The following is a 26,890-nucleotide window of genomic DNA, read 5'->3' on the forward strand; positions in this document are numbered from 1 at the left end:
TCCAGCCTCCCTGAAGAGGTCAAGACCCTCCACCAAACCCGGGGCGGTTCAAGGAGCTGGGCGCGGCGCACCAGCGTCGCTCGACGCTCGGGCGTGGTCAGGGTGGTCCAGGTGCTCACCAGGTGACCTCCTTGCAGCCGGTGTGGGTGTCGGGTTCGACCTGCAAGGTGGCGTGCTCGACCCCGAACTGGGTGCGCATGACCGTGCGGGCGCTGTCCAGGACCGAGTGCGCGTCCGCGCCCTCACCAGTCATCAGGTGGGCGGTGGCCACGTTCATGCCGGAGGTCAGGGTCCACACGTGCAGGTCGTGCACGTTGCTGACACCAGGGACCGCCGACAGGGCGGCCTCGACGTCATCGGGTGCCATGTCCGCGGGGGCGTGCTGCCCCAGCACGGTCAGGACCTCACGGCCGAGCATGACCGCGCGCACGGCGACGAAGAGGGCGATGGCCAGGGCGATTCCGGTGTCCCACCACGCGTTCCCGGTCACGCTCACCATGACGCCGGCGACGATGACGCCCACGGATCCGAGGGTGTCGGCGACGACCTCGAGGTAGGCGCCCTTGACGTTGAGGCTGTCACTGGCACCGCCGCGCAGCAGCAACAGGGCGATGACGTTGATGACCAGACCGATCGCGCCGACGATCAGCATCGTCCCGGAGGCGACCTCCGCCGTGTCGCCGATGCGTCCGATGGCCTCGATCGCGATGTAGGCCGAGACCCCGAGCATGAGCAGCACCGCCAGCCCGGAGGCGAACACCTCGGCCCGGTAGGACCCGAACGTGCGTCGGCCGGTGCTGTCCGGGCGGGTCGCGATCCGGGTTGCGACCAGCGCCGCACCAAGGGCGACGACGTCGGCGGCCATGTGCCCCGCGTCGGAGAGCAACGCCAGCGACCCCGAGACCAGGCCGGCGCCGAGCTCGACGACGAAGTACCCGGCGACCAGGACGAACGCCAGCTGGAGCCGCCACCGGTGCGCACCACTGGCGCTGCCGTGGCTGTGCCCGCCACTCACTGGGCCACCTCCGCCACAGTCGTCGCTGCTGCAGCGACGGTGCCGGCGTCGTGAGCGATGTGTTCCCGGGTCAGGTCCAGCAGCATCCGCACATGCGCATCGGCCAGCCGGTAGAACACCAGCCGCCCCTGGCGCCGACCCGTCACCACCCCGGACGCACGCAGCATCCGCAGCGACTGCGACACCGTCGCCTCCTGAGTGCCCGTCGAGGCAGCCAAGTCGCACACGCACAGCTCACCCGCCTCGAGCAAAGCGAACAGCAGCCGCGCCCGGGTCGGGTCCCCGAGCAGCTTGAACATCGCCGCCGCCCGAGCAAGGTCATCCGCCGGGAGGGTGGCGTCCAGCACGAGCTGAACCTTGTCCGGGTGCACGCACTGCACCGAACAACCATCCAAACCAATCACACTGTCAACTGAGCGCATGCTCAGATATTAGCCCACAGTCGCCTCGGCCTGCGCTCCCCGGGCGCGTGGGGCTTTGCGCCGAGGACTTCCCCCGCCGCCGCTGTGTGTAACATCGGCGCATGACGATGACAGCGGGTTTGACCGATAGAACTGTGGCCGCGTGCCTTTTTGCGGGTCTGGGCGATCCGACGAGGCTGGCGATCCTGCAGCTGCTGGCCGAGGGTGAGTACCGGGTGGCGGATCTGACGGGCCGGCTGGGGTTGGCCCAGTCGACGGTGTCGGGGCATCTGGCGTGTCTGCGCGACTGCGGCCTGGTGGAGAGCCGCCCGGTGGGTCGGGCGTCGGTGTACCGGCTCTCCCACGCCGAGGAGGTGCTGGCCGTGTTCGCGGCTGCGGAGCAACTGCTGGCGCTGACCGGCGAGTCGGTGGCGCTGTGTCCGACGTTCGGGACCGCGCAGAGTGAGGGTGTCGCATGAGCGTCCCCGGCGAAGGTGCCGCTGAGGTGTCGCTGTCCGAGCCGGAGACGATGGAGCTGACGCGTCGGGGTCTGCGACTGGCGCAGTTCACGGTGGCGTACAACGTGGTCGAGGGTGTAGTCGCCGTGACCGTCGGGCTGATGGCCGGCCTGGTGTCGTTGGTGGGGTTCGGCCTGGACAGCGGGATCGAGTCAGCCGCCTCGGTCCTGGTCGGCCTGCGGTTGGCCGCTCGGCTTCGTCACGGCGTGGCCGACGAGGACAAGGAGCGGCGGGCCCTGAAGGCGGTGGCGGTCACGTTCTTCGTGCTCGCCGCCTACGTCATCATCGAGGGAGTGCGCAGCCTCCTGGGCGGGGAAGCCCCCGAGAGCTCCCGGGTCGGGATCGGGCTGCTCATCGCCTCGCTGATCGTAATGCCGTGGCTCGCGCGCCGCAAGCGTCTGGTCGGTGAGGCACTGGGCGGGGACAAGCTGATACTGGCCGACGCCGCCGAGACCCGCATCTGTGTCCTGTTGAGCGTGTCGACACTGCTCGGGCTGGGACTGTTCGAGCTCACCGGCGCGGCCTGGCTCGACCCGGTGGCAGGGTTCGTCATCGCCGCCTTCGCGATCCACGAGGGACGCGAGGCCTGGGAGGGCGAGCTCGTCGAAGATGATGACGACGATGACTGATCGGCTCGATCCCGCCCTTTGGGAAGGGGCGCCATGCCCCGCCCGCTGACGCACGCCGGCGTCGCCTTCGCCGCGGCTGTCCTTGCATTGGGTGCCTGCTCCTCGGATCCCAACTCCATCGCCGAGCAGGCCAAACGAGGCGACCAGAAGGGATACATCGCCGGGAACGGTGCGATCGAACAGATCCCCGCCGACCAACGGCTCAAGCCCATCACCCTCGAGGGCACGACCTTGCAGGGGCAGCAATGGTCGAGTGCGTCGGCCCGGGGCAAGGACGTCGTCGTCATCAACCTGTGGGGGTCATGGTGCCCACCATGCATCACCGAGATCCCCGACCTGGAGAAAGTGTGGAACGAGGTCCAGACCGCCAAGAAGCCCGTCCAGTTCATGGGCATCGACTTCCGCGAGTCCCCCCAGCGTGGGTCAGCGTTCGTGGCGACGCAGAAGATGACGTACCCGAGCCTGTCGGATGAGTCGGGTGTCCTCATCTTGGCGTTCGGGCGGCAGGCCCCGACGAGCCCACCCTCGACCCTCGTCCTCGACCGGGAGGGCCGAGTCGCTGCTCGTGTCAGCGGCGTCGTCACCGCGGCGACGCTGCGTGGCCTGATCGACGACGTGCTGGGCTCCTGACCGTGACCGACACCATTGCCTCCGGCGCCCTGCCGCTTGCCGTCCTCGTGGCCGCCCTGGCAGGGCTGGTCTCGTTCGCATCCCCCTGTGTGCTGCCTCTCGTACCAGGCTTCCTCGGCTACGTCATCGGGCTGAGTGACACCGCCCTGCAGGACCGTTCACGCGGTCGAATGGTCGCCGGGGCTGTCCTGTTCGTCCTGGGTTTCACCGCCGTGTTCGTCCTCGGGTCGATCTTCATCGCCACCCTCGGCCGCTCCCTCATCGAGCACCGAGTGCTCCTGATGCGCATCGGTGGAGCGCTCGTCATCCTCATGGGTCTGGTCTTCCTCGGTGTGGGCGCCCGGGCAGGCTCACAACGCCAGATCGGGCCCCGATGGCGGCCACCCACTGGGCTGCTCGGGGCCCCTGTCCTCGGTGCGGTCTTCGGCCTCGGCTGGGCACCCTGCACCGACCCGACGCTAGCCGCCGTCCTTACCCTGTCGGCCTCGACCACGAACCCGAGTACTGGCCGCGCGGTCACCCTGGCTGCGGCCTACGCTGTCGGCTTGGGTCTGCCGTTCATCCTGGCAGCGGCAGGGATCGAACGGTTCGGGCGTGTGTCCGGTTGGGTCCGTGACCGCCACCGGCTGATCCAGGCCCTCGGCGGCGGGATGCTCATCATCGTCGGACTCCTGCTCCTGACCGGCGTGTGGGAAGACCTCACGCGCTGGCTGCAAGCAGACCTGGTATCAGGCTTCACCGTTCCCATCTGAAGACCTCGGCGACGCCCGTGAGCCGTCGCGGGTCAGGAGATGGGTCGCGGCACCTCGTGCAGGATCCTCGCGTTGGCCTTGCGGGCGGCCGCGAGCTCGTCCCGGGCGTCGCGCAGGTCGCTGGTGAGCGTGCCGATCTGAGCGGTCAGGGCCTGGTTGTCCGCCAAGCCGAGGTCACGTTCGGTTACGAGGGCGGTCACCCGGTCGACCAGCTCTTGGCGGGAGCCCTCGCCGAGGTGGTCGGCCAAGGAGTCCTGCACCCGGGCGCGGAGCTGGTCACGCTCACGGCGCAGGTCGCGGATCTCCTCACGGGCGAGCAGCAGGTCGGCGCGCAGCCCTTCCGTCGAAGGCGTGTGCCGGGTGGTGCGGCGGTCGGGGAGACCGGTGGCCTGCTGGAGGGTGGTGGCCTCCTCGATCGCGCCCCGGACGTCGGGGCTGTTGCGGACGAACCAGTCCGAGACGACCGCTCGTTTGGCCACGGACGCGAACGTCACCCGGTCACCGTTGGCGACCATCTGCTTGACCAGGCGTAAGGTTCGCGCCCGCTTCTTCGCCGCGTTGAGTCGTCTGGCTTCGAGCAGGCGACGAGTCCTGGCGTCACGATCCATCGGTGCGCCCTTTCAGGTGCTCGATCGGGATGAACGCGACAGCCCTGGCCTTGCGCAGCGCCTGGCTGGCCAGCTCCAGCTCCTCGCGTGCCTGCGGTGTGAGCTGCTCCAGCTGGTCGCGCAGCTTGTTCCTCACCGTGGTGAACGCGTCGATCTGTTCGGTCAGGTTGGCGGTCACCCATGGGGCCGCTCCGGTGGTGACCGACAGCTCCCGGTCGGCGGAGAGCTCGACGAGGTGTTCCTCGATCGCGGGCAGGAAGGAGGCGTCCGGACGGTAGAAGCTGCACCCTGCGCATTGGAACCGGATGGGGCAGTGCTTTCCACCGGCTTTGACGTTGCTGGGTTCGGTGCAGTTGCCGAACGGCACTGCGACACTGGCCAACTCGTACGCCGAGGGCTGCGAGAAGGCGGCCGGGTTGCCGTCACGGTCGATGGCCGTGCCAGCCAGCAGCCGAACGGCTTCCTTCTTGCGTTTAAGGCTGACCTGGTAATAGCCCATCGTCGTTTCGACGCTGACGTGGTCCATGAGCTCGCGCAGGACATCGACCGGGGTTCCGGCGTCGGCATGCCGTTGCGCGTAGGCGTGCCGCAGCCCGTAGGGCTGGACCTGGACCTTCGGAAGGGTGCGCTCGGCACCGTGCTCGTCGAGGCCGCCGACAAGGAGCGGGGGCAGGTTGTCCACCCAGCGGCGGAAGATCCTGCCGTAGGTCAGCTTCTTGACATGCCCGGCGCGTGGCCTGTTTCGTGCTCCTTGGCTGGGAAAGAGGTACGTGCTGCAGTCGGCTGGGATGGGCAGGGACGCGCGCCGCCGCAACCACTGTTCAATCACCGCGGCCGTGTCCCGGTGGATCGGGAGCCGTCGCCGGAGTCGGCCCGCTTTGTGGTTGTCGTAAATCAGGATCGGCTGGTCCTCGTCCCAGACGAGGCAGTCCAGCGGCAGGCTCACGACCTCGTTGTTGCGTCGGCCAGTGTCCCGTTGCACCTGGTACACGGTCTGGTACATGGCGGCGTAGTCGTCCGGGCTCCAGCCTCCGCCGGCGTACTGCGATTCAGTGCCCAACCGTGCGAGGTGGCGATCCAGCTGGCTGATGACGTGCTGCGGTAGCGCCTCACCGACCTCCTCGTGGTCGATACGCCGCCGGTCGGCCCGTCGAGCCCAATGAATTGTGCTCGCGTTGAGGGTGAAGGCGTCCGGGACCTCGTCCATCAGGCCCGAAGCGCGGGCGTAGTCCATGAGGCGGCGCAGCCAGTACACCAAAGCCTGAAGGTGCGTGATTGAGTAGGGCTCACCTGTGGGTTTCCGTTGGCTCAGCAGGGCATCAACGACCTTGGTCATATCGGCAAGGGAGAGTTGCGTGGGATTGCCGCGATGATCCTGCGCGGCCAGCACCTCCGCGGTGACCCTCGTGGCGTGGATGGTTCTCCTGATCGAGGCCACATCGGGCCGGACATCGCGCGCCCAGGACTTCACGACCTCCCGGAGCCAGACCAGCCTGATGGGCGTGAAGTCGAGCTCGCCGAAATGGGCGATGTACGTCCGATCCGGCGCCGAACGCAGTCCAACCAACGATGGATCCCACACGTCGCCCAGAGTCGGATCCTCCCCGGAGTACGCCACCCACAGCCGCCTGACCGGTCCGATAAGGCCCCGCAGGACGCTGACGACCTGGCCCTTTGACGTGCCGTCGGCCAGCGCGTCGAAGTCCAGGTCAAGGAGCGAAACCGCGTCGGGGGAGGTCGCCGTGATCCGGTTCAACCCGCGGTTCACGGCGTACAGGTTGAGGGCCAACCCCTGTCGGTCGCGGTCCTGCAGGGCGTACAGCACCTCATCCGACATTGGTGAGGGGAGGCCGCCAAGCCTGATCGTCTTGGCGGATGTTCCCTTGCCTGAATCGCTGCGGCGCGTCGCGGGGTCATAGATCGCGTCGAACTCGGCGTCCGTCAGCCCACGTACATCCTTGGCTTTCCGACAACTGGGACACCTGGGTGGGTAGCTGGGCGTCATGTTTCCGCACCCTCGAGTGCTGCATCGATACGTGCGGGTGAGGGTGTTATCCGGGTCACCCGTGAGGACCCTGGTCGTCGGATCCCATTCGCCCGGACGCCAATCTGGCTCCAGCTGCACAACCACCCATTCCGCCCACGGTTGCTCCGGCTCCATGCCGACACGAGTGGCGCCACGGCCCTGGCTCATCGGTCAACCACCGGGTGCGCCTGATCAACGGCCCGCCTCATCGCGGCCTGGCTGGGATGCGAGTACACCGCCAACGACGACGCACTTGCATGGCCCAGCAGGTGCTGGACGACATCAGGGGGCACCCCCGCCTCAAGCCAATCCGTCGCCACGGTGTGACGGAACATGTGGGCTGTGGCCCTGAACCCGGCAGCGTCCCCTCGCCGGCGCAGGATCTGTCGCAGGTTGGAGTACCCCATCGGTGCCCCCGTGTGAGGACCGAACAGATTGACCATTACCGCATCACTGGCATCCCGCTCACCCAGGACCTCGAAGCGCTCAGCCCGATAGTCACGAAAGGCTTCCGTGACAACGGAAGTCACCGGGACCACCCTCGAACCCGTCTTGCTCCGCGCCTCATTCAACGACGCCGTCGACGACGACGACGACGGGACATGAACATGCGCGCCCGGGACCCGGCAACCCAAGGACATGGAGTCAGGCAAGAAGTGCAGGTGCTCAGACCGCATCCCGAGCAACTCCCCGATCCTGAGCCCCGTGTGGCGCATGAGCTGGACCGCGAAGCGATCGCGCGCCGAAGCGCATCCACGAAGCAGGTGCTCCTGCTGCTCCCCGGTCAGTGTCGCCGGCGGCAGTTTGGCACTTCGGCTCTTCAGGATGCGACCGCGAACGGTCCGGAACTGACCGCGCTCACCGACGTTGAACGCTGTCGGCACATACCGAAGGAACCGACGCTCGCTGAGCGTCGCTGCCACCGAGGGTGAAGCCATCCCGCTGGCGGCCGCGAACCGCAGGAACTCGCACAGACCCGTCAAGGTCAGGTCGACTGTCCGGCCGGATCGCGGGCCACCAGACGGTGTCGGCAGAGACTCCAGGAAAGTCTTGAAGCGCGCCAGGTCCGGCAGGCTCGTCGACGCCCAGTCATGCCCCGTCCGCTCGCACCAGTTGAGATACGCGGCAACCGCCCGACAGTAGGCCCGCACCGTGTTGGGAGAGCGGCTCCGGCCCCGTAGGAACAACACAAACTGCAGCGCTGCCGAATGGGGCCGCAACGACTCCGAGTCGATGACCAACCACGACCGATCAACAGACTCTCGTGATCCAGCTCGCTCGACACGGAACGGCACACCACGACGGTAGGGCTCCGTGCCACGACAGTGCGGGATATCGACGAGTCACAACAAGCATGTCGGAGGCCAGCAACCGTCGCTCGGGGGTTGTCTGGTGTGCGGATAAAGCCGCCACGCGCAGCTCCCGCACACCCTGATGGAGGTCCCCATGGACACCCGCACCCTCCTCGCCCTCGCACCCCTCGCGGCGCTCGCCCTCGGGCTCGTCGCGTGGTGCCTGGTCGACATCGCCCGCAGCCGGCGCACGCGACGCCTGCCGCGCTGGGCCTGGGCCCTGCTCTGCCTCGCGTCCTTCCCCGCCGGCGTCGTCGCCTACCTGCTCCTCGGCCGGGAGCCGCGCTCATGAGCCTCGCCGTCCGCACCGAGCGTCTCGGCATCGACTTCGGCGGCGGCGTCGGGCTGCACGACGTCGACCTGCGCGTCCCCGAGGGCGGCGTCCACGCCCTGATCGGCCCCAACGGCGCCGGCAAGACGACGTTGTTCAGCCTGCTCACCGGCCTCGCGCGGGCCAGCACCGGGACCATCACGACCAGCGGCCGGATCGCCTACTGCCCCGACACCCCCGAGCACGAACCCTGGCTCACCGCAACCGAGGTCGTCGCCCAGTCCCGCAGCCTGGCCCGAGGCCCCGGTGGTCCGGCCCAGGACCGCGAGGTCCTCGACCGGTGCGGTCTCGGGAGCGCGGCCGGCCGTCGCGTCGGTGCCTTCTCCCGCGGTATGACGCAGCGCCTCGGCCTGGCCGCCACCATCGCCACCGGGGCCGCCATCCTCGTCCTCGACGAACCGACCTCGGCCCTCGACCCGTTCGGGCAGGCCGACGTCCTGGACCTGGTCCGCGACCTCGGCCGCGACCGGACGGTCCTGGTCTCGAGCCACTCCCTGGCCGCCGTGGAGCAGGTGGCCGACACGGTCGCGATCCTGCACGAGGGGCGGCTGCGGTGGCAGGGGACGCTGGTGGACCTGCTCGGGTCACGGCTGCGGCCCGCCTGGCGCGTGCGCACCACGTCGACGGCGGCGGCCGAGCGACTCCGCCAGGCCCTGGCCGGCTCACCGGGCGTCACCGCCGTCGCACCCGACGGCACCGTGGGCGTCGCGGTGACCTACGCCGACGTGGACACCGGGCTGCTCGCCCTGCCCCAGGCGCTGGCCGCGTCAGGGGTGCCGATCGTGTCGAGCGTCATGCAGGCGAGCGACCTGGACGGCGCCTTCGTCTCCCTCCTCGCGGACCTGGACCCGGATCTCGATCCGGGTCTCGACGACCGTCACGCCGGAGGGGCCCGATGAGCGCCTGGCGGGTCGAGTGGCTGAGGCTGGTGCGCACGCCGCGGCTTGCGGCGCTGCTCCTGGTCTTCACCTTCCTCGGCCTTGCCCAACCCGTCTTCGTGCGCTACGGCCCGCAGATCGTCGAGCGGCTGGGCGCCGGCGGCGGCGCCGGGATCCAGCTGCCGCCGCCGAGCGTCGAGCAGGCCCTGACCGCCTACCTCGGGCAGGCGGGCGGTCTCGGGATGCTCGTGGCGGTCGGCATCACGGTCGCGGCCTGCGCGGTCGACGCCAGCTACTCCCTGGCCGTCTACTACCGCACGCGATCCAGCCTCGTGTCCCAGCTGGTCCCGCGCCTCGTCACGGCCTGGGCCGCGGCGGTGGCGGCGTTCACGCTGGGGCTCGGCGCGGCGGCATGCGAGACCGTCGTGCTCATCGACCCGATCGGCCCGGCCACCCTGGCCCGGTGCTGGGCCGCGGGGGCGGCCTTCCTCACGCTCGCCTGCGCGGGAGCCCTCCTGGCGGCGGTGCTGAGCCGCAGCGTGCTGGCCGGGTTCGCCTGCGTGGCAGGGACGTTCATGGTCCTGGTGCCGCTGCTCGGGGCGGTGCCGACGCTGCGCCCCTGGATGCCCACGCCGGCCCCCACAGGCCTGCTCGACGCCCTGCCCTGGCGTCCCGTCCTGGTCGCCGTCGCGCTGGCGGTGGCGCTCGTGGCCGCAGCGCTGCTCGCCGCCCGGGACAAGCCGCTCCCCCGGCACTGACCCGCGGGCCGGGGTCAGGCCAGGGCGGCGGTCGTCAGCTCGGACAGGCGGGACCGCTGCCGGCCGTCGGCGTCGAAGTTGTCCTCGGACAACCACTGCTCGTATGCCGGCCGCAGCCGCCGCCACTCGGCGTCCGTCATGGCGTACCACGCGGTGTCGCGGTTGCGGCCCTTGTAGACGACGGCGTGCCGGAAGGTGCCCTCGTAGGTGAAACCGTAGCGCACGGCGGCCCGGCGGGAGGACTCGTTGAGGTCGTCGCACTTCCACTCGAGGCGGCGGTAGCCGAGCTCGTCGATCGCGTGCCGCGCCATGAGGTAGATCGACTCGGTGCCGCCGCGGTGGTGCTGCATCTCGGGCGAGTAGACGATCGAGCCGATCTCGATCGACCCGTTGACCGGGCTGACGTTCCAGTACGACGCGGTCCCGACCACGCGGCCGGTCTCGTTGCCGATGATGGCGAGAGGGACGGTCGTGGGGTTGCGCATCTGCTTCTGGACGTAGACGCCGAGCTCGGTGCTCGTGCGGAACGGACCGGCGGACATGTAGGTCCACAGCGGCTCGTTGCCCTCGCCGCAGGTCAGCTCGAACATGCTGGGCACGTGGTCCAGGGTGAGGTCCACCAGGGTCACCTCGTGGCCCTCGAGGCGCACGTCGCGGGGCAGGACGCGCGGGTGCCAGCCCCACACGTCGTCACCGATGGGCTGGCCGAACTCGTTGCTACGCACGGACTTTCCTCACTGCTGCTCGATCTTGCGGGCCCCGCCGACCCGGCTGACGTCAAAGACGCCGTCGACCTTGCGGATAGCCCGCATGACGTGGTCGAGGTGCGCGGGGTCGCCCATCTCGAAGGTGAACCGGAAGGTCGCCACCCGGTTGGTCGTGGTCGACGAGCTGGACGACATGAGGTTGACGTGCAGGTCGGCGATGACGCGGGTGACGTCCGAGAGCAGGCGGGACCGGTCGAGGCCGTCCACCTGGATCTGCACGAGGAAGACCGACGAGGCCGTGGGCGCCCACTGCACGTCGATGAGCCGCTCCGGCTCGGACAGCAGCTCGGCGGCGTTGGTGCAGTCCCGCAGGTGCACCGAGACGCCGTGCCCGCGCGTGACGAAGCCGATGATGTCGTCGCCGGGCACCGGGGTGCAGCACTTGGCCAGCTTGACCCACACGTCGTCCGTGCCGACCACGACGACGCCCGGGTCGGTCGCGCGCACGCGGCGGGTCCGGCGGGACGGGGACACCGTCTCGGCGGCGTCCTCGGTCAGCCCCTCCTCGCCGCCGGCCTGCGCGAGCATCTTGGACACGACGTGCTGCGCCGAGATCGTGCCGCCACCGACCGCGGCATATAGCCCGCTGATGTCCTGGTAGTGCAGCTCGCGCGCCAGGGCGGTCAGCGACTCGGCCGAGGTGAGGCGCTGGACGGGCAGACCCTGCTTGCGCATCTGCTTGGCGATCGCGTCCTTGCCGGACTCGATGGCCTCCTCGCGACGCTCCTTGGAGAACCACGCGCGGATCTTGTTGCGCGCCCGAGCGCTCTTGACGAAGTTGAGCCAGTCGTGGCTCGGGCCGGCGTCCGGCGCCTTGGACGTCAGGACCTCGACGACGTCGCCGTTCTCCAGCCGCGACTCGAGCGGGACGAGGCGACCGTTGACCCGGCCGCCGATGCAGTGGTGACCGACCTCGGTGTGCACGGCATACGCGAAGTCCACGGGCGTGGCCCCCGCGGGCAGGCCGATGACCTCGCCCTTGGGGGTGAAGACGAAGACCTCCTGCGTGTTGATCTCGAAGCGCAGCGAGTCCAGGAACTCCCCCGGGTCGCTGGTCTCCTGCTGCCAGTCGACCAGGGAGCGCAGCCAGGACATGTCGGTCTGGCCGTCGTCGGTGGGGGCCGCGGTGCCGGGGCCGTCCTCCTTGTACTTCCAGTGCGCGGCGACGCCGTACTCCGCCCGCCGGTGCATGGTGTGCGTGCGGATCTGGATCTCGACGGGGTTCCCGCCCGGGCCGATGACCGTCGTGTGCAGCGACTGGTACATGTTGAACTTCGGCGTCGCGATGTAGTCCTTGAACCGCCCCGGCACCGGCGTCCAGCGCGCGTGCATCGCGCCCAGCGCGGCGTAGCAGTCGCGGACCGACTCCACGAGCACCCGGACCCCGACGAGGTCGAAGATCTCGTCGAACTCCTTCCCCCGCACGATCATCTTCTGGTAGACGGAGTAGTAGTGCTTGGGGCGACCGGTCACCGTCGCCTTGATCCGCGCCTGCGCCAGGTCGTGCAGCACCAGCTCGCGCACCCCGGCGAGGTACTCCTCGCGGGCGGGGGCGCGACCCGCGACGAGGTTCTCGATCTCGTCGTAGACCTTGGGGTAGAGCGTCGCGAAGGACAGGTCCTCGAGCTCCCACTTGATGGTGTTCATGCCCAGCCGGTGCGCGAGGGGGGCATAGATCTCGAGGGTCTCGCGCGCCTTGCGCTGGGCGGAGCTCGCCGAGACATAGCGCCAGGTCCGTGCGTTGTGCAGCCGGTCGGCCAGCTTGATCACGAGGACCCGTATGTCGCGGGCCATCGCGACCACCATCTTGCGGACGGTCTCCGCCTGGGCGGCGTCGCCGTAGTGGACCTTGTCGAGCTTGGTGACCCCGTCCACGAGGCGCGCGATCTCGTCGCCGAACTCGCGGCGCAGCTCGTCGAGGGAGTAGTCGGTGTCCTCGACGGTGTCGTGCAGCAGCGAGGCCGCGATGGTCGAGGGCGGCATGCCGAGGTCCGCGAGGATCGTGGAGACGGCGAGGGGGTGGGTGATGTAGGGGTCGCCGCTCTTGCGGAGCTGTCCCCGGTGGCAGCGCTCGGCCACGACGTAGGCGCGCTCGATGACGCTGGTGTCGGCCTTGGGGTGGGTCAGCTTGAGAGAGCGCAGGATCGGCTCGAGGACCGGGTTGGCGGACGTCCGCCCGCCGAAGCGCGCGAACCGCGCCCGCATCCGTGCCGAGCTCGGCAGCGGCACGGTGGGCTCGGACACCGCGGCGCTGGCCGCCGCTCCCGCAGGTGAGGGACCCAGCTCCGAGACGTTGGGGTCCGGCTCGGTGCGCAGGGCCGTGGCCTCGGCGTCGGGGCGAGACACCGGCAGGTCCGACCGGCTCCGCGCGTCCTGGTCCGTCATCCCGCCATCCTAGGCCGCGCTCAGCCCCGCACGAGCGAGGAGACCACGCGATCCACCAGCTGAGACCGGCCGCCGAGGGCGTCGATCTCCAGGACGAACTCGCAGGCGGCGACGGTCGCGCCGCACTGCTCGACCAGGCGACAGGTCGCCGCGGCCGTACCGCCGGTGGCGAGGACGTCGTCGAGGACGAGCACCCGCTGCCCCGCGTGCAGGGCGTCCTGGTGCATCTCGAGGGTCGCCGCGCCGTACTCGAGGGTGTAGTCCTCGGTGACGGTGGCGCCCGGCAGCTTGCCCGCCTTGCGGACGGGCACGAAGCCGACCCCCAGGGCGTAGGCCACGGCGGCGCCGAGGATGAACCCCCGCGCCTCCATCCCCACGACGACATCCACGTCACCGCGATGGCGGCGCGCCACGTCGTCGACGACCTGGACCAGGGCGGCGCCGTCGGCCAGCAGCGGCGTGAAGTCCTTGAACAGCACGCCGGGCTGCGGGAAGTCGGGGATGTCCCGCATCAGGGACGCGACCAGGTCGGCCACGCGCTGCTGCTCCGGGTCGGGGTGCGGGCTGGTCGGCATACGGCCGGTGCCTATCGCTTGGACCGCGGCGCACGCCGCGGCTGGTTGCGGGGACCGTCCTGCGTGACGCTCGGGTGCAGGGGCCGGCGACCCCCGTCGGCCGATGGGTGGGTCGGGCGGCGGGTCGCGGTCGCGGTGCCGGCCCGGGTGGCCGAGGTCGCGCCACCGGCCGCACCCGTGGCGACGTCGTCGGGGCTGGTCGCCGGCGTCAGGTCGGAGTCCAGCATGGAGCTGTGGGTGTCGTGCTTGCCGAGGTCGGACAGCAGGGTGCCGGAGAAGTTGGCGCCGCCCCGCGCCTCCTGGTAGCGGTGGGCGCGCTTGGCCTGCTCCTTCATGCCCGGCTCCCGCTCGCGCAGCATGGCCAGCACCGGGGTCGCGATGAAGACCGAGGAGTAGGCGCCGACCAGGATGCCGACGAGCAGCACCAGGGACAGGTCGAGCAGCACGCCCGGACCGATGACCAGCAGACCGACGATGAGCACGACGGTGACGGGGATGACCGACATCATCGAGGTGTTGATCGACCGCACCAGGGTCTGGTTGACGGCGAGGTTGGCCGCCTGGCTGAAGGTCTGGCGACCCGTGTGACCGGCCGCGCGGACGTTCTCCTTGACCTTGTCGAAGACCACGACGGTGTCGTAGAGCGAGTAGGCGAGGACGGTGAGGAAGCCGATCGTCGTCGCCGGGGTGATCTCGAAGCCCAGGAGGGTGTAGAGGCCGACGGTGATGACCATGTCGTGCAGCATCGCGATGAGCGCGGCCGCCGCCATCTTCCACGTGCGGAAGTAGAACGCGAGGACCACGGCGACGATCGCGAAGAAGATGAGCAGGGCGCGCAGGGCCTGCTGGCTCACCGACTGGCCCCACGACGGGCCGACGAAGGTGCTCGACACCTTGTCCTTGCCCACCTGGAACTCCTGGCCCAGGGCGTTGCTCACGGCCTGGGTCGGGGCGTCGGCGAGCTTCTCGGTCTGCACGCGGATTGAGCTGTCGCCGATCTTGGTGACCGTGACGTTGCCGGCCTGCTCCCCCGCCTTGGACGCCGCGTCCTGCACGGTGTCCTGGGCGCGGTTCTCGAAGCCCGAGATGTTGCGGATGTCGGAGACGCGGAACTCCGAGCCGCCACGGAACTCCAGGCCGAGGTTGAGGCCGCTGAAGGCCAGGGAGCCGATGCAGACGGCCAGCAGCAGGCCGGACAGCAGGAACCACACCTTGCGGCGACCGACGTAGTCGAGCCCGCGGCGACCGGTGTAGAGGTCGTTACCGAAATCAGCGACCTTGCTCACAGCACGGCCCCGCCTTCCTTGGTGTAGCTGCCCTCACGCTGCTTGGTGGCGGCGCGCTCGGTCTCCAGCGCCTCGAGCTCGGCGTCGGGGTCGCGGAACCGGCCGCGACCGACGTAGCGCGCCGGCTTGGCACCGAGGGCGTCCGGGTCGAAGCCCGAGAGCTTGTGCCCCTGGCCGAAGAACGTGGTGCGGGACAGCAGCGCCAGCATCGGGTGGGTGAAGAAGAAGACGATGATGACGTCGATGATCGTGGTCAGGCCGAGCGTGTAGGCGAAGCCGCGGACGTTGCTGGAGGCCAGCAGGTAGAGCACGACGGCGGCGATCAGGTTGACGGCGTCGGAGATGATCACGGTGCCCTTGGCCCGCTGCCACCCCGCCTCGACGGCCGCCGGGATCGAGCGACCCTCACGGATCTCGTCCCGCACGCGTTCGAAGTAGACGATGAACGAGTCGGCCGTCATACCGATCGACAGGATCAGGCCGGTGACGCCGGCCATGGACAGCCGGAAGTTCTGCGACCAGCCGAGCAGCGTGATGCACAGGTAGGTCAGCGCGGCGGCCGCGAGCAGCGAGGCCACGGTCACCAGGCCGAGAGCGCGGTACTGGATCAGCGCGTAGATCATGACCAGCACGAAGCCGATGGCGCCCGCGAGCAGACCCTTGCTGAGCTGGTCGGCGCCGAGCGTCGGGCTGACGGTGTCCTGCGTCTCGACGCGGAAGGACATCGGCAGGGCACCGAACTTGAGCTGGTTGGCGAGCATCTGCGCGGAGTCGGCGGTGAAGTTGCCGCTGATCGCCGCCCGGCCGTCCGGGATGACGCTCGAGAAGTAGGGCGCGGAGACGACCCGGCCGTCGAGCACCGTCGCGAGCTGGTTGCGCGGCTGCTGTAGGCCGAGCATGGACTGGCTGACGACCCGGTAGAGGTCACGGGACTCGGGCTTCATCTCGAGGTTGACCTGGTAGCCGGGCATCGGCTGACCCTGCTGGTTGGTCATGTTGCCCGAGGAGGCGTCCGCGAGCTGGTCACCGCTGATGACCGCCGGACCGAGGAGGTACTTGGCCCCGCCGTCGAGGTCGCACGCGGCGATCGGCAGGTCCTGGTCCTCCTTGGTCGGGTCCGGCCGGTCCGTGCTCGCGCAGTCGAGGGCCTGGATCTTCTCCATCGAGGAAGGGGCCTGCAGCCACGCCCCGTTGGTCGCGTAGGCGATGAGCTTCTCCGGGTCCGCCCGGTCGGCCGGGGTGATGCGGGTGAGGCCGGGGGCGCCCTCCTCGAGCACCGGCTGGCGCAGGAGATCGGGCTTCGGAGTCGGGGACGGGGAGGGGGACGCCGCGGGCCGCGAACCGGCGCGCGCGTCCGCCGTCGCGGCGTCGGCCTTCAACGCCTCGGGCGCGACGGCGTTCGCCGTGCGCGTCGCCGTAGGCGTGGGCGTCGCCGTGGGACGAGCCTTCCCGCCCGGCGCGACGCTCTGCCTACCCGAGGGACTCGCCCCCGGCGTCGGCGCGCCCGTGGGAGCGCTCGTGCCGGTCGGCGCAGGGGTCGGCTCGGGCTGCGCGGGCAGCATCGCGAGGACGGGGCGGAATCGCATCTGGGAGGACTGCCGCAGCGACTCCTCCTGCTCCTTCGTCATCTCACCGGGGACGCTGACGACGACGTTGGAGCCGAGGGTCGCGACCTCGGCCTCGGCGACGCCCTGGGAGTCGACGCGGGCGCGCATGATGTCGACCGCCTGGGAGAGCTGCTGCTCGTTGACCTCGACACCCTCGCCCACCTGGGGGGCGAGGATCATCTGCGTGCCTCCCTCCAGGTCGAGGCCGAGCTTGGGCGTGGCCTGCGCGGTGCCCCAGGTGTTGACGCCGGCGAGCAGGGCGGCCAAGCCGAGCAGGAGCGTGGCGAACCAGACCAGGGTCCGGCGCGCTCCCCTGGTGCGAGGGTTGCGGGCCATCAGTCGGTGCCCTCGGAGAGGGTCGTCGTGGTGCCGGCGGCGGGAGCCTCACCCATGAGGGCACGCTCGTCGATGGTGATGACCACGCCCTGGGCCACCTCGACCTGCGCGACGCCGCCACCCCGGGACACGAGGGTCCCGATGATGCCGGAGGCGGTGACGATCCGCTGCCCGGGCTGGAGCGACCCGGCGCGGGACGCGGCCTCGCGCTGGCGTCGGCGCGTGGTCCACCAGAGCCACCCCAGCATGAGCAGGGGGAGCAGGAAGATGAGGTAGGACAGAGCCCCTTGGTCGTTCTGCGCCGCAGCGGCGACGAACGGGGTGGCAGAGATCATCGACACGTTCTCTCGATCGGATGGTCTGCCAAGATCGTCGGGCCCTGGGATGACGCAGAGTGAAGACCTTGACACGTGGTGCAACGAGGAGGATTCCTCTCGGCAGTGTACGGGTCGGGTCTGTCCCCACCCAATCACCACGCGCTCAGGAGAACCGGCCCTCCCCGTCGAGGGGGAGCTGCGGAGCCCCGGCTCCGGGGGCGTCCATCGGCGCGGTGAGGCCGAGGTGCTGCCACGCCAGCGCCGTGGCCGCTCGCCCGCGCGGCGTGCGGACCATGAAGCCCTCGCGCACGAGATAGGGCTCAGCGACGGTCTCGACCGTGTCCGGCTCCTCCCCCACGGCGACGGCGAGCGTCGACAGGCCCACGGGGCCGCCGCCGAAGCGGGTGCACAGCAGCTCCAGCACCCCGCGGTCCAGCCGGTCCAGCCCCCGCACGTCGACGTCGAAGAGGGCGAGTGCCTCGTGCGCGGCCTCCAGGTCCACCACGCCGCGGCCATGCACCTGCGACCAGTCGCGGACGCGGCGCAGCAGCCGGTTGGCGATGCGGGGTGTGCCGCGGGACCGTCCCGCGATCTCGGCGATGCCGTCGTCGAGCGCCTCGACGCCGAGGAGCCGGGCCGAGCGCACGAGGATCGCGGCGAGGTCGTCGGAGGAGTAGAAGTCGAGGTGACCGGTGAACCCGAACCGGTCGCGCAGCGGCGCCGGCAGCAGTCCGGCGCGCGTCGTGGCCCCGACGACGGTGAACGGCGGCAGCTCGAGCGGGATCGCGGTCGCGCCCGGCCCCTTGCCCACGATGACGTCGACCCGGAAGTCCTCCATCGCGAGATAGAGCATCTCCTCCGCCGGGCGGGCCATGCGGTGGATCTCGTCGAGGAAGAGCACCTCGCCCTCAGCCAGGCTGGACAGGATCGCCGCGAGGTCACCGGCGTGCTGGATGGCGGGTCCGCTGGTGACCCGGATGGGCCGCTCCAGCTCGGCCGCGACGATCATCGCCAGCGTCGTCTTGCCGAGCCCGGGCGGACCCGACAGCAGGATGTGGTCCGGCACCGCGTCCCGGCGTCGCGCGGCCTCGAGCACCAGGGACAGCTGGTCGCGCACGCGCGGCTGCCCGGGGAAGTCCGCCAGCCGCTTCGGCCTCAGTGCCGCCTCGACCCGCTGCTCGTCGTCGACCCCACGGGCGTCGACCACCCGCGCCGTCGCGTCATAGCTGCCGTCGTCGGCCCGACCGGCGAACTCGTCGTCCGCCCCTCGCTCCCACACCTCGGGCACGGGTCAGCGCCCCAGCTCGCGCAGGGCGGCGCGCAGCATCGCGGAGGTCGAGGCCATGCTGGCCGCGTCGCCGGCTGACGCCACCCGCCCGACGGCGTCCTCGGCCTGCTTGACGCTCCAGCCGAGCCCGACCAGCGCCTCGACGACCTGCGGCTGGGTCCCGCCCGCGGCCGGCGCGGCACCCGCGCCCGGGGTGGCGCCCGGGAGGACGCCGACCTTGTCGCGGAGCTCGAGCACGATGCGCTCGGCGCCCTTCTTGCCGATGCCGGGCACCTTGGTCAGGGTCGCGATGTCACCCGACCCGATGGCCGCGCGCGTGACGTCGGGGGCGTGCACCGACAGCATCGCGAGCGCCAGCCGCGGCCCCACCCCGCTGACGGTCTGCACCTGCTCGAAGAGCGCCCGCTCGTCGTCGTCGCCGAAGCCGTACAACGTCAGCGAGTCCTCCCGCACCACGAGGGTCGTCGACAGGCGGGCCTGCTGCCCCACGCGCAGCCCGGCGGCCGTGGCGGGAGTCGTGTGCACCAGCATGCCGACGCCCCCGACCTCGACCACGACGTGGTCGAGGTGGGCGGTCAGCACCGTGCCGGAGACGGACGCGATCATGAGTTCTCCTGTGGTCCAGTCGTCTTCGTCGTATGCCGCAGCACCGCATCCCGGCTCACCGCAGACCCAGGCGTCGTCGGCATCGTCGCACTCCCGAGGGCCGCGAGCGTCGGTGCCGCCCCGAGGGTAGCCCTCACGACGACGTCCCGCGCCGCACCGCCTGGCGACGGGCCGCCGCCACCGCGGGGTGGGCCGAGCCGCCACCCTGCGCACGATGCTCCGCCACGGCCTGCTGCCAACGGTTGGGGGCGGCCTGCTGCCGGCGCCGCGCGGCATCGAGCGCCTCGGCCGTGCGGTTGTCGGTCACGGCGCAGGCGAGCCGTGACGCCGCCCCGCCCCGCCATACGTGGCAGATGGCGAGGGCCAGGGCGTCCGCGGCGTCCGCGGGGGTGGGCCGCTCGTCCAGGCCCAGGACCCGCATGACCATGCTCGTGACCTGGGCCTTGTCCGCCCGCCCGTTGCCCGTCACCGCGGCCTTGACCTCGGACGGCGTGTGCAGGGCCAGCGGCAGCCCGCGGCGGGCGGCCGCGAGCATCGGGATCGCGCTCGCCTGGGCCGTCCCCATGATCGTGGACACGTCCCCACGGGCGAACATGCGCTCCACCGCGATCGCGTCCGGGTCGTGGTGGTGCAGCCAGTCCTCCAGCTCGGTCTGGATGGTCAGCAGTCGTTGGTGCAGCGGCTCGCTGCTCGGGGTGCGGATCACGCCGACCGCCACCAGCCGCAGGGGACGGCCGGGGACTCCCTCCACCACGCCGACACCGCAGCGGGTGAGACCGGGGTCGACGCCGAGCACCCGCATGTCGTTTCCCTCTCGCCGGACGTGTCGCGCGACAGTGTCCACGTTGCGCACCGACAGTCTCCACCGTGCGCACCGTCAGGCTACGCGGGACACACCGACAGACCGAACACACGTTCGCCAGAGCGCCTCCGCGCGCTCCACGACCATCCCCCGTCTCGCCCACCACCCCCCGTGTCGCCCACCATCCCCCGTCTCGCGCTGCAGCCCCAGACCGACGCCGCACGGCAAGACCGCCACCACAACCCCTGACGGGAACGCTCCAGACGAACGCGAGCGGGGCCGGGCACGACCCTCGTCGTCCCCAGCCCCGCTCGCTCGTGTCCTCGCGCCGTCGTCAGTCCTCTGAATCAAGCTCGGCTGCGACCTCGTCGCTCACGTCCCCGTTCGTCCAGACGTTCTGCACGTCGTCGCTGTCCTCGAGCGCGTCGACGACCTTGAGCATCTTGCGGGCGCCGTCGGCGTCCAGCTCGACCTTGAGGTTGGGCACGAAGCTCGCTTCGGCCGATTCGTAGTCCAGGCCCGCCTGCTGGATCGCGGTGCGCACGGCCACGAAGTCGCCTGCCTCCGAGATGATCTCGAAGGTCTCGTCGTCGTCGTTGACCTCCTCCGCGCCGGCGTCGAGGACGATCTCCAGGAGGTCGTCCTCGGTCAGCTCGCGGTCCTTCTGCTGCTTGGTGAGCGTCACGACGCCCTTGCGCGAGAAGTTGTAGGCGACCGAGCCCGGGTCGGCGAGGTTGCCGCCGTTGCGGGTCAGCGCCACGCGCACCTCGGTGGCGGCGCGGTTGCGGTTGTCGGTGAGGCACTCGATCAGCACGGCGACACCGTTGGGGGCGTAGCCCTCGTACATGATCGTCTGCCAGTCCGCGCCGCCGGAGTCAGCACCGGAGCCGCGCTTCAGCGCACGGTCGATGTTGTCGTTGGGGACGGAGTTCTTCTTGGCCTTCTGGACCGCGTCGTACAGCGTGGGGTTGCCGGCCGGGTCGGCGCCGCCCTGCCTGCAGGCGACCTCGATGTTCTTGATCAGCTTGGCGAACAGCTTGCCGCGCTTGGCGTCGATCGCCGCCTTCTTGTGCTTGGTGGTGGCCCATTTGGAGTGGCCGCTCATACGTAAGCTCCTCGTGATGTCCGGCGTGGCAACTGGCCCAGTCTACGCGCCACGCACGAGGTCCACGAAGTACTCGTGCACCCGCAGGTCCCCGGTGACCTCGGGGTGGAAGCTCGTGACCAGCAGGGAGCCCTGCCGCGCCATCACGACCTTGCCCGCCGCCGCCCCCTCGGCGGACTCCGGCACCCTGGCCAGCACCTCGACGTCCGCGCCGACGTCCTCCACCCACGGGGCCCGGATGAACACCGCGCGCAGCGGCTCGGCCACCCCGTCGCGGATCGCCGGCACCGACAGGTCGGCCTCGAACGAGTCCACCTGGCGACCGAACGCGTTGCGCCGCACCGTGATGTCCATCCCGCCCAGGGTCTGCTGGTCGGCCGTCGCGTCGGTCACGCGGTCGGCGAGCATGATCATGCCCGCGCAGGACCCGTAGGCCGGCATACCGGCGGTGATCCGGTCCCGCAGCGGACCCTGCAGCCCGAACGCTCGCACCAGCTTGTCCATCACCGTGGACTCACCACCGGGTATGACGATCCCGTCCAGCTCGTCGAGCTCGTGCGGCCGGCGGACGGTGATGGCCTGGACGCGCAGGCACTCCAGCGCGTGGACGTGCTCGCGCACGTCGCCCTGGACGGCGAGGACTCCGATGCGGGTGGGGGCTGTCACCCGCCTCACGATAGTGCTCGGGCCGTATGCCGCTGAACCGCCCGCTCGCGCTACCGGTCCGCACCGACCGACGGGCCGCGCGGGTGGGTGCTCGCCACGAGCAGGTCGCCGAGCTGGGTGCGGGCGTAGAGCACCTCGCGGCCCCGTCGACGAGCCGCCACGAGCCCCGCCCGGGCCATGACCTGCAGGTGCTGGCTCATGGTGGGCGGGGTGACGTCGAGGTGGCACGCCAGCTGCGACGTCGTCATCGGCAGGTCGAGGAGCACCACCGCGCCGGCGCGCGTGCGACCGACGAGGTCCGCGAGCGCGGTGCCCGTCGCGTCGGGCGCCTCGCGCCACAGGGTGCCGACCCCGCGCGGTCCGTAGCTCGCCGTCGGGGAGTGCCCCGGCATGTCGAGGAACAGCAGCCCGGGGAAGGCGAACGCGCACGGCACGAGCACGAGCCCGCCGCCGGACGTGGTCGGCCCGGGCTGGCAGGCACGTTCGACGACCAGCTGCTCCCCCTCCATGCGCAGTCGGGGGTGCAGCGTCCCGAGCACCTGGTGCAGGCCTCCGCTCGCGATCTGCTCGAGGCGCCAGGCGATGTCGGACTCCCCCAGGCCGCGGAGCCGCTCCCAGACCGGGGCTACCGCCACCTCGAAGTACGCCTCGAGGTCGTCCGCCGCGCGACCGCGCACGGAGGCCGGGTCCCGCAGCCCCGCGACCAGGGCCTCGCGAGACGAGGGGGTGGGGCTCTCGGAGAGCAGGATCCGCAGGTCCTGCTCGACGACCTCCGTCGCGGCCTCGCGGACGTCGGTCAGCGCCTCCGTCATCGAGCCCTCGCGCCCGTGCGGGGTCGGCGTGACGAAGTCCGCGAGGTGCCCGGCACCGGGCACCAGCGCCAGGAGCAGGCCGAGGTCGAGGCCTGCGTCCAGCACCCGGTCACGGGCGACCTGCGCCCAGGGGTCGTGGAGGGTGCTGCCCTGGCCCTGGAGCACCTTCAGCGACGCCACCGCCTCCCACACCGGCGACACCGCGAAGCGCAGCCGCCCGAGCTCGGCCGGCCCGACCGTGCGCACGCCGGTGGGGTTCTCGCTGCGCAACCGGGTGGCGCGGGTGGCCGTGGGGCTCGTCATACGGCCAGGCTAGCCCCCGACGATGTGGCCACCACCGAATCCTGGCCCGACCAGGTCCTGCGGGCCCACGCTCGACCCATGACCACCCGCGACACGATCCCCTCGACGGGCAGCAGCAGCCGTCTGCGGACCGACGGGCCGTTCGGCCTGCCGCGCACCTACTGGGCGATCTGGACCGCCGTCCTCGTCAACCGCCTGGCGACCTTCGTCCAGCCCTTCCTGGTCCTCTTCCTCGTCCACGAGAAAGGGCTCTCGCTCGCGCAGGCCGGACTGGTCGCGGCCTTCCTCGGCGTGGGCGCGATCGTGTCGAGCCTGGTCGGCGGGTGGCTGGGCGACCGGCTGGAGCGGCGGTCGGCGATCGTCCTCGGCCAGTCGCTCGCGGCGCTAGCGCTCCTCGGGCTGGCGGCCGCGCCGACCACCCCTCTGGTCGTGGCGGGCGCCCTGGCCGTCGGGCTGTGCTCGGACCTGGCCCGCCCGGCGCAGAACGCCCTCGTCGCGGACGTCGTCGCGCCCGAGCAGCGCGTCCGCGCCTACTCCCTCGTCTTCTGGGCGCTCAACCTGGGCTTCTCGGTCGCGACGCTCACGGCCGGGGTCCTCAGCCGGTTCGGCTACGGCTGGCTGTTCGTCGTGGACGCGGCGGCCACGCTGCTGTCCGCCCTGCTCGTGGTGGTGCTCGTGCCTCGTATGCCGCGCGCCCGCCGCCCCTACGGACCCGCCACGCGCGGGGTGGTGGCCTCGATGGTCCGCGACCCGCGCGCCGTGACCCTCGTGCTCGCCGCCACGGCCTACGCGACGGTCTACCAGCAGGCCTACTCGACGCTGCCGCTCGTCATGGGGCGCGACGGCCTGTCGGCGGCGGCCTACGGCGCGATCGTGGCGGTCAACGGGGTGGTGATCGTGCTGCTGCAGCCGTTCGCGGCGGGTCGGATCGAGCGGTGGCGACCCGAGCTCGTCTATGCCACGGCCCTGGTCGTCGTGGGGGCTGGTTTCGGGCTCACCGTCGTGGCCGGGTCCGTCGCGACCCACCTGGTCGCGGTGATCGTGTGGAGCGTGGGCGAGGTGGGCGCCGCCGCGGTGATCGGCGCGATGTTCGCGGCGCTGGCGCCCCCGCACCAGCGCTCGGGCTACCTGGCGTCCTTCTCCCTGACCTTCTCGGTCGGGATGGCGGTGGGCCCGGCGCTCGGCACGTGGGTGCTGTCACGCCTGGGCGAGCCCGTCCTGTGGCTGGGATCGCTCGCGCTGCTCGTGGCCGCGGCGCTCGCCGTGAGCAGGCTCCACGCTCCGAGCGCTGACGTGCCACCCCCGCCCGCGTGCGCCGAGCGGGGGTGACGACGCTCAGCTCACCAGCCGCGCTCGGCCAGACGGTGCGGCTGCGGGATCTCGTCGACGTTGATGCCGACCATGGCCTCGCCGAGTCCGCGCGAGACCTTGGCGAGGGTGTCGGGGTCGTCGTAGAAGGTGGTGGCCTTGACGATGGCCTCCGCGCGCTGGGCCGGGTTGCCGGACTTGAAGATGCCGGAGCCGACGAAGACGCCCTCGGCGCCGAGCTGCATCATCATGGCGGCGTCGGCGGGGGTGGCGATGCCGCCGGCGGTGAAGAGCACGACGGGCAGCTTGCCGCTCTGGGCGACCTCGCGCACGAGCTCGAACGGCGCCTGCAGCTCCTTGGCGGCGACGTAGAGCTCGTCGGCCGCCATCGTCTGCAGGCGGCTGATCTCGCCGCGGATCTTGCGCATGTGGGTGGTGGCGTTGGAGACGTCGCCGGTGCCGGCCTCGCCCTTGGAGCGGATCATGGCCGCACCCTCGGTGATGCGGCGCAGGGCCTCGCCGAGGTTGGTCGCGCCGCAGACGAACGGCACGGTGAACGCCCACTTGTCGATGTGGTTGCTGTAGTCCGCGGGGGTGAGCACCTCGGACTCGTCGACGTAGTCCACGCCGAGGGCCTGCAGCACCTGGGCCTCGACGAAGTGGCCGATCCGGGCCTTGGCCATGACCGGGATGGAGACGGCCTCGATGATGCCGTCGATCATGTCGGGGTCGCTCATGCGGGACACGCCACCCTGGGCGCGGATGTCCGCGGGGACCCGCTCGAGGGCCATGACGGCGACGGCGCCGGCGTCCTCGGCGATCTTGGCCTGCTCCGGCGTGACCACGTCCATGATCACGCCGCCCTTGAGCATCTCGGCCATGCCGCGCTTGACGCGGGTGGTGCCGGTGCCGGTGCCGGCGCTGGGGACGGAAGGGGTGGTCGCGGGGCTGGACTCGGTGATGCTCATCGCGTTGGCGCTGCCTTAGCTCGAGGACTGCTGTGTCGACTTCGGTGTCGGCGTCATCGTAGGTCCATCCGCGCGACGCGCCCGCATCGCCCGGATCACTCGAGGGCGGAGGGCAGGCGGTCGTCGAACTCCACCGTGTGCGGCAGCTCGGCGTGCCCGGCCAGGCGGAAGGTGCGGACGAGGCGCTTGCGCCGCACCCGCTGCACGTCGACGACGGCGTCGTTGTGGAAGCGCCGGGCGAGCTGGACGCGGGTGCAGGAGCTGCGCAGCCGCTGCAGCAGGACGCGGCCGCCGTGGTCGCCGTCGCGCCGCAGCGCGTCGACCGTCTCGGGCGGCAGGGCGAGGTCGAGCGCCTGGGTCAGGTCGGTCTCGGCCTCGATCCGCGCCTCGACCGGCTCGTCCTCGAGCTCCAGCGTCTCGGCCGCCGCCGCGGCGAGGAACAGCGAGGTCGCCGGGTCCAGCAGACCCGACCCCGCCAGCTCCTGCACGGCCTCGGCGCGTCGCACCAGCTGGGCGTCGACGGCGACGAGCGCGCCCTCGACGCGGGCGTGCAGCCGGTCCAGGCGGGCGGCGGTGTAGGTCAGCCGCCACGCGAGCAGCAGGAGGACCAGGCCGACGAGGACGACGGTGAGCGGGATGTCGGGGACGTGCATCAGCGTCGCGCGCCCCGGCCGAGGGCGTCGCCGATCCCCTGGGTGAGGCTGCGTCCCATGCCCTCGAGGCGGCGGGAGACGGCCCCTCGCTGCTTCTCGGGCGCCCCGAGCAGGACGGTCTCGTAGACCGCGAGCACCTGCTCGGCCACCACGGACCAGTCGAACTGCCAGGCGCGCTCCTGCCCCACGCGGGACAGCTCGGCGCGCCGGTCGGGGTCGGCGAGCAGCGCCACCGCACGCTCGGCCAGCGCCGCGCTCGACTCGTTGGCGAAGGTCGCGCCGGCACGCCCCCCGTCCAGCACGCGCACGAACGCCGGGAGGTCGGACGCCAGCACGGGCGCCCCCGCCCCCATGGCCTCCACCAGGATGATGCCGAAGCTCTCGCCACCGGTGTTGGGCGCGACGTAGACGTCGGCCGAGCGGAACAGCGACGCCTTGTCCTCGTCGGAGACGGCCCCGAGCAGCTCGACGTGGCACCCGTCGGGCACCGCGGCGCGCACGGCGTCCTGGTCGCCCGGGCCGGCGACGAGCAGCCGGACCCCGGGCACCTCGCGGGTGATCGCGGGCAGCGCCTCCAGCAGCAGGGGCAGCCCCTTGCGCGGCTCCTGCAGCCGGCCGAGGAAGGCGATGGTCGGCCGCTCCGGCGTGCCCTGCCACTCGGGGCGGACGGGCGCGGCGGCGAACCGGTCGACGTAGACGCCGTTGGGGATGACGACCGCGTCGCCGCCGTAGTGCGTGGTCACCGTGCGGCGGGCGTCCTCGGAGACGGCGACGCGGCCCAGGATCTTCTCCAGCGACGGGCGGAAGGCGGGGTAGACCGTCTGCATCGCCCGCGAGCGCACCTGGGAGGAGTGGAAGGTCGCGACGATCGGGCACTCCGCCTGCCAGAGGGCGAGGGTGCCGATCGACGGGGTGATCGGCTCGTGGATGTGCACGACGTCGAAGGCGCCGTCCTCGAGCCAGCGCGCCACCCGCGACGCCGTGACCGGTCCGAAGTTGAGCCGCGCCACGGAGCCGTTGTACTTCACGGGGACGGCCCGCCCGGCGCTCACGACGTACGGCGGCAGCGCGGTGTCCTCGTCGGCCGGCGCCAGCACCGACACCTCGTGGCCCGCGCGCAGCAGCCACTCGGCGAGGTCGCGCACGTGGAACTGCACCCCCCCGGCGACGTCGAAGGAGTACGGGCAGACGATCCCGATGCGCAGCGG

At 71.2% G+C, this 26,890-nt stretch carries 28 protein-coding genes; 8 read left to right on the forward strand and 20 right to left on the reverse strand.

What is annotated here, in order from left to right; all coding sequences use genetic code 11:
• Positions 1–115: 115 nt before the first annotated feature.
• Together B4K29_RS14720 and B4K29_RS14725 are read right to left on the reverse strand one after the other, a co-directional pair.
• Positions 116–1,015: a cation diffusion facilitator family transporter gene (locus B4K29_RS14720; RefSeq protein WP_029212542.1), complete on the reverse strand. Its 900-nt coding sequence runs from the start codon at positions 1,013–1,015 to the stop codon at positions 116–118.
• Entirely contained in the window at positions 1,012–1,437 is a 426-nt protein-coding gene (locus B4K29_RS14725) for an ArsR/SmtB family transcription factor (RefSeq protein WP_051274187.1), read from the reverse strand. Before B4K29_RS14725 ends, B4K29_RS14720 begins: the two co-directional genes overlap by 4 nt.
• Before the next feature lie 101 nt (positions 1,438–1,538).
• Here B4K29_RS14725 and B4K29_RS14730 point away from each other — a divergent pair, with 101 nt between their 5' ends.
• From B4K29_RS14730 to B4K29_RS14745, 4 genes are read left to right on the forward strand one after another with little or no spacing between them, the layout of a single operon-like run.
• Positions 1,539–1,895 (forward strand): ArsR/SmtB family transcription factor, encoded by a 357-nt coding sequence (locus B4K29_RS14730; protein ID WP_029212544.1) that lies wholly within the window; start codon positions 1,539–1,541, stop codon positions 1,893–1,895.
• Positions 1,892–2,563: a cation diffusion facilitator family transporter gene (locus B4K29_RS14735; RefSeq protein WP_029212545.1), complete on the forward strand. Its 672-nt coding sequence runs from the start codon at positions 1,892–1,894 to the stop codon at positions 2,561–2,563. Before B4K29_RS14730 ends, B4K29_RS14735 begins: the two co-directional genes overlap by 4 nt.
• Positions 2,564–2,596: 33 nt before the next feature.
• The gene (locus tag B4K29_RS14740; RefSeq protein ID WP_029212546.1) at positions 2,597–3,193 is read left to right on the forward strand and encodes a TlpA family protein disulfide reductase; all 597 of its coding nucleotides are present in this window, start codon (positions 2,597–2,599) and stop codon (positions 3,191–3,193) included.
• A gap of 2 nt (positions 3,194–3,195) precedes the next feature.
• Positions 3,196–3,945, forward strand: a complete 750-nt coding sequence (locus B4K29_RS14745; protein ID WP_286967937.1) for a cytochrome c biogenesis CcdA family protein — start codon at positions 3,196–3,198, stop codon at positions 3,943–3,945.
• 32 nt (positions 3,946–3,977) lie between these two features.
• On the opposite strand, the gene B4K29_RS14750 is transcribed toward B4K29_RS14745, so the two are convergent.
• From B4K29_RS14750 to B4K29_RS14760, 3 genes are all read right to left on the reverse strand, one after another.
• Entirely contained in the window at positions 3,978–4,553 is a 576-nt protein-coding gene (locus B4K29_RS14750; RefSeq protein ID WP_029212548.1) for a DUF6262 family protein, read from the reverse strand.
• Complete coding sequence (locus tag B4K29_RS14755; RefSeq protein WP_286967938.1) at positions 4,543–6,558, reverse strand: tyrosine-type recombinase/integrase; 2,016 nt, start codon at positions 6,556–6,558, stop codon at positions 4,543–4,545. Before B4K29_RS14755 ends, B4K29_RS14750 begins: the two co-directional genes overlap by 11 nt.
• Positions 6,559–6,743: 185 nt before the next feature.
• Complete coding sequence (locus tag B4K29_RS14760) at positions 6,744–7,874, reverse strand: tyrosine-type recombinase/integrase (protein ID WP_084412956.1); 1,131 nt, start codon at positions 7,872–7,874, stop codon at positions 6,744–6,746.
• Between the two features lie 151 nt (positions 7,875–8,025).
• Between B4K29_RS14760 and B4K29_RS14765 the strand changes: the two genes are divergently transcribed.
• From B4K29_RS14765 to B4K29_RS14775, 3 genes are read left to right on the forward strand one after another with little or no spacing between them, the layout of a single operon-like run.
• Complete coding sequence (locus tag B4K29_RS14765; RefSeq protein ID WP_286967941.1) at positions 8,026–8,223, forward strand: PLDc N-terminal domain-containing protein; 198 nt, start codon at positions 8,026–8,028, stop codon at positions 8,221–8,223.
• Complete coding sequence (locus B4K29_RS14770; protein WP_286959561.1) at positions 8,220–9,161, forward strand: ABC transporter ATP-binding protein; 942 nt, start codon at positions 8,220–8,222, stop codon at positions 9,159–9,161. Before B4K29_RS14765 ends, B4K29_RS14770 begins: the two co-directional genes overlap by 4 nt.
• Positions 9,158–9,898: a hypothetical protein gene (locus tag B4K29_RS14775; protein WP_286967943.1), complete on the forward strand. Its 741-nt coding sequence runs from the start codon at positions 9,158–9,160 to the stop codon at positions 9,896–9,898. Before B4K29_RS14770 ends, B4K29_RS14775 begins: the two co-directional genes overlap by 4 nt.
• A 14-nt stretch (positions 9,899–9,912) precedes the next feature.
• Here B4K29_RS14775 and B4K29_RS14780 read toward each other — a convergent pair whose 3' ends face one another.
• From B4K29_RS14780 to B4K29_RS14835, 12 genes are all read right to left on the reverse strand, one after another.
• Positions 9,913–10,623, reverse strand: coding sequence for a GNAT family N-acetyltransferase (locus tag B4K29_RS14780; protein ID WP_286967944.1), 711 nt, complete (start codon positions 10,621–10,623; stop codon positions 9,913–9,915).
• Positions 10,624–10,632: 9 nt separating this feature from the next.
• Entirely contained in the window at positions 10,633–13,050 is a 2,418-nt protein-coding gene (locus tag B4K29_RS14785; RefSeq protein WP_376783736.1) for a RelA/SpoT family protein, read from the reverse strand.
• Positions 13,051–13,070: 20 nt separating this feature from the next.
• A complete protein-coding gene (locus tag B4K29_RS14790) occupies positions 13,071–13,625 on the reverse strand; it encodes an adenine phosphoribosyltransferase (protein ID WP_286967945.1) in 555 nt (184 codons plus the stop codon).
• 11 nt (positions 13,626–13,636) lie between these two features.
• Positions 13,637–14,911 (reverse strand): protein translocase subunit SecF, encoded by a 1,275-nt coding sequence (gene secF / locus B4K29_RS14795; protein ID WP_239266444.1) that lies wholly within the window; start codon positions 14,909–14,911, stop codon positions 13,637–13,639.
• Positions 14,908–16,854 (reverse strand): protein translocase subunit SecD, encoded by a 1,947-nt coding sequence (secD, locus tag B4K29_RS14800; protein WP_286967946.1) that lies wholly within the window; start codon positions 16,852–16,854, stop codon positions 14,908–14,910. Before secD ends, secF begins: the two co-directional genes overlap by 4 nt.
• A complete protein-coding gene (locus B4K29_RS14805; RefSeq protein ID WP_050993340.1) occupies positions 16,854–17,189 on the reverse strand; it encodes a preprotein translocase subunit YajC in 336 nt (111 codons plus the stop codon). Before B4K29_RS14805 ends, secD begins: the two co-directional genes overlap by 1 nt.
• A 145-nt stretch (positions 17,190–17,334) precedes the next feature.
• Positions 17,335–18,459, reverse strand: coding sequence for a Holliday junction branch migration DNA helicase RuvB (ruvB, locus tag B4K29_RS14810; RefSeq protein ID WP_239266696.1), 1,125 nt, complete (start codon positions 18,457–18,459; stop codon positions 17,335–17,337).
• A 3-nt stretch (positions 18,460–18,462) separates the two neighbouring features.
• Positions 18,463–19,065: a Holliday junction branch migration protein RuvA gene (ruvA, locus tag B4K29_RS14815; protein WP_019287591.1), complete on the reverse strand. Its 603-nt coding sequence runs from the start codon at positions 19,063–19,065 to the stop codon at positions 18,463–18,465.
• Between the two features lie 133 nt (positions 19,066–19,198).
• On the reverse strand, positions 19,199–19,867 hold the full coding sequence (ruvC, locus tag B4K29_RS14820; protein WP_286967949.1) for a crossover junction endodeoxyribonuclease RuvC: 669 nt from the start codon (positions 19,865–19,867) through the stop codon (positions 19,199–19,201).
• Between the two features lie 334 nt (positions 19,868–20,201).
• Positions 20,202–20,972 (reverse strand): YebC/PmpR family DNA-binding transcriptional regulator, encoded by a 771-nt coding sequence (locus B4K29_RS14825; protein ID WP_019287593.1) that lies wholly within the window; start codon positions 20,970–20,972, stop codon positions 20,202–20,204.
• Between the two features lie 42 nt (positions 20,973–21,014).
• A complete protein-coding gene (gene pdxT / locus B4K29_RS14830) occupies positions 21,015–21,638 on the reverse strand; it encodes a pyridoxal 5'-phosphate synthase glutaminase subunit PdxT (protein ID WP_029212345.1) in 624 nt (207 codons plus the stop codon).
• Positions 21,639–21,688: 50 nt separating this feature from the next.
• Positions 21,689–22,753: a DUF5937 family protein gene (locus tag B4K29_RS14835; protein WP_286967952.1), complete on the reverse strand. Its 1,065-nt coding sequence runs from the start codon at positions 22,751–22,753 to the stop codon at positions 21,689–21,691.
• A 78-nt stretch (positions 22,754–22,831) separates the two neighbouring features.
• Here B4K29_RS14835 and B4K29_RS14840 point away from each other — a divergent pair, with 78 nt between their 5' ends.
• On the forward strand, positions 22,832–24,082 hold the full coding sequence (locus B4K29_RS14840) for an MFS transporter (protein ID WP_029212343.1): 1,251 nt from the start codon (positions 22,832–22,834) through the stop codon (positions 24,080–24,082).
• Positions 24,083–24,093: 11 nt separating this feature from the next.
• On the opposite strand, the gene pdxS is transcribed toward B4K29_RS14840, so the two are convergent.
• The 3 genes from pdxS to B4K29_RS14855 form a co-directional block, all read right to left on the reverse strand.
• Positions 24,094–25,029 carry a pyridoxal 5'-phosphate synthase lyase subunit PdxS gene (gene pdxS, locus B4K29_RS14845; protein WP_029212342.1) on the reverse strand — a complete coding sequence of 312 codons (936 nt, stop codon included), beginning with the start codon at positions 25,027–25,029 and terminating at the stop codon, positions 24,094–24,096.
• A gap of 95 nt (positions 25,030–25,124) precedes the next feature.
• On the reverse strand, positions 25,125–25,682 hold the full coding sequence (locus B4K29_RS14850; protein ID WP_029212341.1) for a hypothetical protein: 558 nt from the start codon (positions 25,680–25,682) through the stop codon (positions 25,125–25,127).
• Positions 25,682–26,887: a glycosyltransferase family 4 protein gene (locus B4K29_RS14855; protein WP_239266321.1), complete on the reverse strand. Its 1,206-nt coding sequence runs from the start codon at positions 26,885–26,887 to the stop codon at positions 25,682–25,684. The genes B4K29_RS14850 and B4K29_RS14855 overlap by 1 nt, the downstream gene beginning before the upstream one ends.
• Positions 26,888–26,890: the final 3 nt, after the last annotated feature.

Source organism: Arsenicicoccus sp. UBA6765 (assembly GCF_002453335.1).
Classification (GTDB): Bacteria; Actinomycetota; Actinomycetes; order Actinomycetales; family Dermatophilaceae; genus Arsenicicoccus; species Arsenicicoccus bolidensis.